The 8,327-nt window shown below is 67.5% G+C and carries 8 protein-coding genes; 3 read left to right on the top strand and 5 right to left on the bottom strand.

Annotated elements, in window-relative coordinates:
- Positions 1–555: 555 nt before the first annotated feature.
- Complete coding sequence (locus tag EYW47_RS19175) at positions 556–1,791, bottom strand: NADH:flavin oxidoreductase/NADH oxidase family protein (protein ID WP_133196415.1); 1,236 nt, start codon at positions 1,789–1,791, stop codon at positions 556–558.
- A 68-nt stretch (positions 1,792–1,859) separates the two neighbouring features.
- Here EYW47_RS19175 and EYW47_RS19170 point away from each other — a divergent pair, with 68 nt between their 5' ends.
- Positions 1,860–2,324 carry a MerR family transcriptional regulator gene (locus tag EYW47_RS19170; RefSeq protein ID WP_133196414.1) on the top strand — a complete coding sequence of 155 codons (465 nt, stop codon included), beginning with the start codon at positions 1,860–1,862 and terminating at the stop codon, positions 2,322–2,324.
- A 32-nt stretch (positions 2,325–2,356) separates the two neighbouring features.
- On the opposite strand, the gene EYW47_RS19165 is transcribed toward EYW47_RS19170, so the two are convergent.
- On the bottom strand, positions 2,357–2,719 hold the full coding sequence (locus EYW47_RS19165) for an ArsR/SmtB family transcription factor (protein WP_240763801.1): 363 nt from the start codon (positions 2,717–2,719) through the stop codon (positions 2,357–2,359).
- Positions 2,716–3,213 (bottom strand): SRPBCC family protein, encoded by a 498-nt coding sequence (locus EYW47_RS19160; protein WP_133196412.1) that lies wholly within the window; start codon positions 3,211–3,213, stop codon positions 2,716–2,718. The genes EYW47_RS19165 and EYW47_RS19160 overlap by 4 nt, the downstream gene beginning before the upstream one ends.
- Positions 3,214–3,359: 146 nt before the next feature.
- Between EYW47_RS19160 and EYW47_RS19155 the strand changes: the two genes are divergently transcribed.
- Positions 3,360–4,037, top strand: a complete 678-nt coding sequence (locus tag EYW47_RS19155) for a heavy metal response regulator transcription factor (protein WP_133196411.1) — start codon at positions 3,360–3,362, stop codon at positions 4,035–4,037.
- Positions 4,037–5,452, top strand: coding sequence for a heavy metal sensor histidine kinase (locus tag EYW47_RS19150; RefSeq protein WP_133196410.1), 1,416 nt, complete (start codon positions 4,037–4,039; stop codon positions 5,450–5,452). The genes EYW47_RS19155 and EYW47_RS19150 overlap by 1 nt, the downstream gene beginning before the upstream one ends.
- Here EYW47_RS19150 and EYW47_RS19145 read toward each other — a convergent pair.
- Together EYW47_RS19145 and EYW47_RS19140 are read right to left on the bottom strand one after the other, a co-directional pair.
- The gene (locus tag EYW47_RS19145) at positions 5,427–7,001 is read right to left on the bottom strand and encodes an efflux transporter outer membrane subunit (protein ID WP_133196409.1); all 1,575 of its coding nucleotides are present in this window, start codon (positions 6,999–7,001) and stop codon (positions 5,427–5,429) included. The two genes, EYW47_RS19150 and EYW47_RS19145, sit on opposite strands and share 26 nt — an antisense overlap.
- 12 nt (positions 7,002–7,013) lie before the next feature.
- Positions 7,014–8,315 (bottom strand): efflux RND transporter periplasmic adaptor subunit, encoded by a 1,302-nt coding sequence (locus EYW47_RS19140; protein ID WP_133196408.1) that lies wholly within the window; start codon positions 8,313–8,315, stop codon positions 7,014–7,016.
- Positions 8,316–8,327: the final 12 nt, after the last annotated feature.

Below are 8,327 nucleotides of genomic sequence, written 5' to 3'. Positions count from 1 at the left end.
CAGTGTGACGCGGTCCACCACTGCCCTGTCAATCGGAGCGGCTCCGGGGCATCCGTCACCCCGCACACTCCGCCTTAGTGACAAAGGACTCATCCTTCCCGCCGCGCGCTACGCGCGGGCGGAAGGGTCTGCAAGGAAAACCGGGCGTGCTGCTTGGCGAATGCGCGAGAGTACTGCCGAGCAAATACGCGGGAGTCCTACGAAAACGCGTGCGCCCCACTGGTTTTGGTTATGCCCGACGGCGCGCGTAGCGCCGCCGGATGGATGAGCCCTTAGTCACTCCGGGTGACGGCGCGTGGTGACAGACGCTCCGGAGCCGCTCCGATATAAGTCGAGTGGTGTACTGCGTCACACTGGCGGTTTGAGCGGCTTTCTTTTGCCTACTTTTCTTTGCCGCTGCAAAGAAAAGTAGGTGCCGCCCCGCACAGGGGCAACACCAATATACCGACATGAAAACAAGGAAAGGCCAACACCCAGCGATCCCCACCAAACCCAAAAACCTAAGACCTCCAAACCAAATAACGATATCGCAAAGCACTACATTGCCATGGCGCGTCAACCACGCGCCTGCCGCCACTGCAAATATCTCGCAGTCAATCTACGCGTGCGAAGCTGATCAACCACAAGACTATATACGGCCGAATAGCGGTGCCCAGGCCGCCCGCCGGCCGCAATCGCTCGCAGCCTGCGCTTGACGAGCGCCATAGTCGCCAGCCCGGCCATGGCCTTGTCGCGCCACCCGACGGTAATCACCGGCGCATCGACACTTTGCCCCTCGCGCCAGCGACGCGGCAGGTCCGGCACCGCAGCAAGCGCACTCGCCATACCCACAACGGCCACGCCTTCCTCGATCACAGCCTCGGCCACCGATTTCCTCCGAATACCCCCCGTCGTCATGATCGGCATGCGTGCGACCGCAGCAATCTCCTGCGCGAACGTCAAGAAATAAGCCTCGCGCGCAAGCGTTCTGCCATCCGCCGTGCGCCCCTGCATGGCAGGACTCTCATAGCTCCCGCCCGACAGTTCCACCAGATCGACGGCCTCGTCGTTCAGCCATAGCACGATCTGCCGCGCGTCCGCCTCGGAAAACCCGCCGCGCTGGAAGTCGGCGGAATTGATCTTGACCGCGACGCTAAACGACGCGCCAACGCGTGCGCGCACCGCACGCACGACCGAGAGCAGCAGCCTTGCGCGGTTTTCAAGCGGGCCGCCCCATGCATCGTCGCGCCGGTTGGTCAGCGGCGAGAGAAACTGCGACAGCAAATAGCCGTGCGCAGCATGGATCTGCACGCCATCGAAGCCGGCTTGCTGCGCGGCTCGCGCGGTATCCGCAAAGCGTTCGATCACTTCGTGAATTTCCGCTTCCGTCATCGCGCGCGGTTCGGCAAACAGCTTGCTGTGCCGCCCCAGATCGAGCGGGACAGCCGAGGGCGCCCATGCGTCGCGCCCCATCGCCGCAATGACCTGACGGCCCGGATGATTGATCTGCATCCAGATCCGCGCGCCGTGCTTGCGCGCTCCAGCCGCCCAGCGCCTGAATGGCTCGAGCGGCGTGCCGCGCTCCAGCACGACGCCGCCAGGACCGGTCAGCGCGCGTGCGTCGATCATCACGTTGCCAGTGATCAGCAGGCCGGTGCCGCCCGCCCCCCATGCCTCGTAGAGGCGCCACAGCGCCATGCCCGGCAGTTGGCCGGCATCCGCCAGGTTTTCTTCCATCGCAGCCTTCGCGATGCGGTTGGGCAGGGTGCCGCCATTGGGCAGGGTGAGCGGAGTAAACAGTGAGGTTGCCATCGAAAGACCTTTTCGGCGCTGGAGACCGGCGTATACTAAGTTTCAAGTTCACTTGAAGGTCAAGCGCGATGAAGATTGGAGAACTGGCGGCTCGCACGGGCATCGCTGCCTCGGCAATCCGCTTTTACGAGCAAAGCGGCCTGCTGCCGCCGGCAAGCCGCGGCGCGAATGGCTACCGGATCTATGACGAAGCGGCTGAGGAGCGGTTGAGGCAGATTCAGCTCGCGCAGCGGCTTGGCTTCTCGCTGGAGGACATGCGCGCGAGTGTCGAGCAAATACAGGGCTTTTCGAAGGAAGGGCTGCTCGAGCGCATCGAGCAGCGTCTGCACGAGATCGACGCGCTGCGCGTGCGGCTCGACGAGCAGCGCACGGCGCTGCTGGGCGTGCGCGAGGCGCTCGAGGCCGAATGGGCAGCGGGGCGGTGCTTCAAGGTCGAGCGGCTCGAAACACCGGCGCCGGCAGCCGCGAAACGGCGTAGCGAGAAGCGGGCGCCGGCGCAGCGCGGCTCGGCTGCACGGGCTCGGGGCGCGTGAGCGCGGGCCAGGATTTCAGGCTGCAAGCAGGTTCAAGCCTCGTCGCGATCCTCGCGTTCCACGAGGGCCGCCAGCCGCACGAGCGCCTGATCCCAGCGCGCGGAGATCTGGCCGAGGTAGCGTTGCGCCTCCTCCAGCCGCAACGGCTCGAGCCGCCACAGGCTTTCGCGGCCGCTACGCTCGCTGCATACGAGACCGGCGTCCGAGAGCGCGTGCAGATGTTTCGTCACGGCCTGGCGCGAGATGTCCGCGCCCTCGGTGAGCCGCACGATCGACAGGGGGCCCGCTTCGCACAGCCTCGAGACGATTCGAAGCCGCGCGGGGTCGCCGAGTGCCGCGAATACGGGCGCCGCACTGAGGAGCTTTTTGGCGGCGGTTGATGAGGAGTGCGTCACGATGGGAGTCGCTCGAGGTACTTCGCGATGAGCTTCGACTGATGCGTCCAGCCGCCCTCGTTGCTCGTGAAGGCCTTGGCCCGGCGCTCGAGCGGGATGGCATCGAAGCCCGATTCCGTGATCGTCAGCAGCGTGCCTTCGTTCGCGTCCTCCAACCGGAATTCGACGAGCGTCATGGCTTCGGCCGAATAGTCCGCGTTGCGCTCGACCGCGTTCGGATGCCAGCGAAACGAGAACAGGCTCATCGGCTCGATCCGCTCGATATGGAAATCGAACGGAAAGCCGGCATAGGGCTGCTGCATCTTCGCCACCTCGGGATCGACCTGGGTCGGGGCGATCCGACCTGTGATGCGGGCACCGGCCGCAAATTCGCCGTCGAACGCGACGCCGAACCAGCTGCCGAATTGCCTGGCCTCGCTAATCGCGCGCCAGACGCGCTCGCGCGGCGCGCGCAGGACGATACGTTTTTCGATACGGTCAGAAACAGGGCTCATAACGCAACCTCCAGGTTGCATAAAGACTAGCACGGGGGTTTCGGAATTGCAACCTGCGGGTTGCGTGATTTCCGTGCCGGTTGATTGAGCCCGGAGCGCATACGAGCGCATACAATCGAGCCATACGGATGAAAGGACGAGCGGCAATGCGGATTCTCGTGATCGAAGACGAACCCAAGACCGGTGCCTACCTGAAAAAAGGCCTCGAGGAATCGGGCTACGCCGTCGACGTGGCCACGGACGGCGCCGAAGGCCTGATTCTCGCGAGGGAAGAAGCGTACGACGTGATCGTGCTCGATGTGATGCTGCCGGCCATGGATGGCTGGTCGGTGCTCAAGGTGCTGCGCACGACGCACACCACGCCCGTGCTGTTCCTTACCGCGCGCGACGACGTGAACGACCGCGTCAAGGGGCTGGAGCTGGGCGCCGACGATTATCTCGTCAAGCCGTTTGCGTTCGTCGAGCTGCTCGCGCGCGTGCGCACGCTCGCGCGGCGCGGTCCGCCGCGCGAGACCGACGTGATGTCGCTGGGAGACCTCGAAATCGACGTCACGCGGCGCCGCGTGCGCCGCGGCACCGCGCGCATCGACCTCACGCCGCGCGAGTTCTCGCTGCTGCAACTGCTCGTGCGCCGCCAGGGCGAGGTGCTCACGCGCACGCAGATCGCCTCGTACGTGTGGGACATGAATTTCGACAGCGACACCAACGTGGTCGAAGTCGCCATCCGCCGCCTGCGCGCCAAGGTCGACGACGACTATCCCGTCAAGCTGATCCACACCGTGCGCGGCGTGGGCTACGTGGCCGAAATCAAAGAGAGCGCCTGATGGCCGCGCGCTCGCTGACCACTACGCTCGCGCTCTGTTTCGCGGGCACCACGCTCGCCGTGTTCGCGCTGGTGGGCAGCACGCTCTACTTCACGCTCGGCCGCGAAATCCGCCAGCAGGACGATCTGGATATCGTGCTGATCGCGCGCCATCTGCGCCGGCTCGCCGCCGAGCTGCACAACGCGGCGGACGTGCGCGAGCACGCGCCGCGCCTCACGAGCCAGGTGCTGGGCAATTCGGCGCTGGCCATGGAAGTGCTCGGCGCCGATGGCGCGCCGCTCATCGAGCACAACACACAGGGCATTGCCGACGGGAAGTTTCCCGCCACGCCGCTTGCGGCGCGCCTCGATGCGGCCCAACGCATCACCGAAGACGACGTGCACGAGTGGCGCAACGCGCGCGATGTGCCGGTGCGCGGGCTCGCTGCCGACGCGACGCTCGGCGACGGCACGCCCGTCACCGTGGTCATCGCGCGCGATATGTCCGACCGCTGGCGCGTGCTCGACCACTATCGCGAGCGGCTCTATGGGTTCGGCTTCGCGGGCATGCTGCTCGCGTTCCTGATGAGCTGGCTGCTCGTGCGCGAGTCGCTGCGCCCGCTGCGCGAGATGACCGCGCGCGCGGCCACGGTCACGGTCGAGCGGCTCGATACCGCCATCGAAGTGGACGGCGCGCCGAGTGAGCTCGATGCGCTGGTGAAGTCGCTCAACGCGATGCTCGAACGGCTGCACGGCGGCTTCGAGCGCATGTCGCAATACACTGCCGATCTCGCGCACGACATGCGCACCCCGCTTGGCAACCTGCGTGGCGCGACCGAGGTGGCGCTCGCGCGCGAGCGCACGGCGCCCGAATACGAAGCGCTGCTCGAATCGAATCTGGAGGAGTGCGCGCGGCTCTCGCGCATGATCGAGAGCGTGATCTTCCTCGCGCGCGCGGAGCATCCGCAGTTCATCACGACGCTCGCCGAATTCGACGCCGTGGAGGCCCTCGCGCAAATCGCCGACTACTTCGAGGGTCTCGCCGACGAGGCCGGCGTGCGCATCCGCGTGACGGGCGAGGGGCGGCTGCGTGCGGACAAGGAGCTGTTCCGGCGCGCGGTCAGCAACCTGCTCGCCAATGCCCTGCGCTATACGCCGCGCGGCGGCGAGATCATGCTGAGCGCCGCGCTCGAGCCCACGACGCTCGACGTCACGGTGGCCAATCCGGGCCCACCCATCGACGCCGCGCTGCTCGAGCGCATCTTCGACCGCTTCTACCGCGTGGATGCCTCACGCCACAGCGAGCCGCACGCAGCGGGCTCGGCGGGCCTCGGGCTCGCGATCGTGCGCACGATCATGACGCTGCACGGCGGCACCGCGCGCGCCGAAAGCGACGCCGCCGGCACGCGCTTCATCCTTTCGTTTGCGCGGCGCTGAGTGACGCGCTTTGAGCCGCGCTTTTTGTCGCGGTGTTCGCGTTGCTGTTGGCCTTGCTGTTTGCCGCGCTGTTTGCCTTGCTGTTGGCCTTTAGCGATTCGCTATTGCCGTTCAGCGCCGTGCGATCCCACCCGCCGCCGAGTGCTTCGAGCAGATGCACGCTCGCATCGAGCCGACGCTGCGCGATCTCATCCCCGTTGCGTTCGTTCTGGAGTGCGATGGTCTGCGCCGTCACCACGTCGAGATAGTTCACGGCGCCCGCCTGATAGCGGTTGGTCGTGAGCTTGAGCGAGAGCTCTGCAGCAGCCGTCGCGCGTTGCTGGCTGTCCGCTTCGCCCGCGAGCGTGCCGAGCGCGCTCAGGTTGTCCTCGACCTGCTGGAACGCCGTGAGCACCGTCTGCCGATAAGCGGCAACGGTCGCGTCGTATTGCGCGTCGGCGCCCTTGAGCGTGGCGTCGCGTCGTCCGCCGTCGAACAGCGTGCCCGCGAGCTGCGCGCCGAGCGACCAGAAGAGGCTGGAGGCCGTGAGCCACGGTCCGAAGAACGTGCTTTCGAGTCCCGCCGATGCCGATAGCGTGAGGTCCGGATAGAAGGCCGCGTGCGCCTCGCCGATGCGCGCGTTGGCGGCGGCCACGCGGCGCTCGGCAGCGGCGATGTCGGGGCGCCGCTCGAGCAGCGCGGAGGGCACGTCGGCGGGGATCGCCGGCACCATGGCCGGTTCGACCAACGGCGGCAGCGCGAACGTCGAAGCCGGCTCGCCGACGAGCGTCGCGATCGCGTGCTGGAGCTGCGCACGCTGCACGTCGATGTCCTGGTCCGCCGTGCGCGCGCTTTCGAGCTGCGTCTGCGCCTGCGCGACCGCCGAGGCGTCGATGGCGCCATCGGCGAGCTGCTGCTGAACGATGCGCAGCGCGGCGCCATAGGCGGTCACGGTGTCGTCGAGCAGCTTCTTCTGGCGATCGAGCGAGCGCAGATCGAAGTAGTCCGAAGCGAGATCGCTCGCCACCGAGAGGCGCACCGATTCGAGATCGGCCTGGCTCGCCTGGGCGTTATCGCGCGCCTCGACCGTGGCGTCCTTCACGCGCCCGAACAGGTCGGGCTCCCAGCTCGCACCCACGCCCACCGAATAGTCGGGAATCGTCTTGCCCGCGAGCGAGTGGTCCACGAGGTTCTGCGAAGTGCGGTAGCGCTGTTGCGCAGCGCCCGCCGTCACGGTAGGCGAGTATCCCGCGCGCTGGTAGTCGACCATCGCGCGGGCGGCCTGGAGCTGCGCGACGGCCTGCTTCACGGTCTGGTTCGAAACGTCCACGCGTGCTTCGAGGCGGTTCAGTTCGTCATCCTGAAAGAGCGTCCACCAGGGGCCGCGTGGCTGGCCGTCGGCGGGCGCCGCGACGGCCCAGCCTGGCGCCGTGGGTGGCGCGCTCGCGTAGTGCGCGGGCACGGCGACCTCGGGCACGCTGTAATGGGGCAACGTCGAGCAGGCGGCAAGCGTTGCCGCCGTGCAGACCACGACGATCCTGCGCAGTGGCGCGGAAAAGATATCGAGCATGATGGGCCTCGCCTATGCCTTGCCGCCTGGCGCGGCCGCAGCCACGGCGGGCGTGCCGGCGGCATCGGTAGAGCCCGCTGCCACGCGCACGCTCTGGCCGTTCGCGATGGCGTCGCCAGGATTGTTGATGACGCGGTCGGTGGGCGCGAGACCCGTGGCAATCTCAACGTAAGTGCCGAAGTCGCGGCCGATGCTCACCTGGCGCAACTGCACCTTGTCGTGAGCGTCCACCACGGCGACGGTCACGCCGTCGGGGCGGAACAGCAGCGCGCTCACCGGCACTTCGAGCGCCGGCGTGGTCGTCGTGAGCGCAAGATGGACCTGCGCGTAGGCGCCGGGCATCAGCGCGCCGTCGGCGTTGTCGACGTCGACTTCCACATGCAGCGTGCGGCTCACCGGATCGATCGCGTTGGCGCTGCGCGCCACCGTCGCCGGGAAACGCCGCCCCGGATACTGCTGCGTCGTGAGCCAGACGGCGGTGCCGGGCGTGACGCGGCTCGCGTCGTCCTGCGGCACGTCCACGTAGACGCGCAGCCGGTCCGTCTGCTCGATATGGAACAGCTCGCCGGGCATCGTGGCGAGACCGGGCGTGCCGCCCGCGGTCACGAGCGCGCCCACTTGAACGTTGCGCACGGTAATGACGCCGTCGAACGGCGCCGTCACGTTCTGGTAAGCGACCATCTCCTGGAGCCGCGCGACATTGGCCTGCGTGGCTTGCAGTGTGGCGAGCTTTGCGGCCGCGTCGCTCGTCTTCGCGTCGGCGTCCTGCTGGGCCACCGACTGCGTCTGCAGCATCGTCTGCCAGCGCTGCGCGGTGCTGCTCGCAAAGCGGTAGTTCGCCTGCGCCGTGGCCTCGTCGGCGCGCGCCTGCTGCAATTGCGCGTCGAGCTCGGGCGTGTCGATCTGCGCGAGCGTCTGGCCCGCCTTCACGTGTGCGCCAATGTCGGCATACCAGTGCTGCACATAGCCGCTCGTGCGCGCGTAGATCGAAGCGTCGGCCCACGGCATGACCGCGCCCGGCAACAGCAGATCCTGGGTCGCTGGCGCGGGCTTGGGCGCGACCGTGGCAACGCTCAGTTCGCGCTGCACGGCCACCTGCGCGGCCTGCGCCTTGCGCGCGTCGAGCTTCGGCACGATGCCGGCCGCGAGCAGGGCGAGCACGAGCGCGCCGAGGCCGAGCACGAGCGCGTGGCGTTTGCGCGTGCGCGTCGAAGGCACGGCGGATGGTGAAGGCGAGGGGGGCAGTGCGGAGCTGGCCTGCGCCTCGGGCTCTGGGGCAGCGTCGCGATCCTCGAGTGGGGTTTGCGTGGTCATCTGGATTCCTTA

Origin of the sequence: Paraburkholderia silviterrae (genome assembly GCF_004353915.1) — a bacterium.
GTDB classification, from domain to species: Bacteria; Pseudomonadota; Gammaproteobacteria; order Burkholderiales; family Burkholderiaceae; genus Paraburkholderia; species Paraburkholderia silviterrae.
This window is presented reverse-complemented; position numbering and strand designations above follow the sequence as displayed.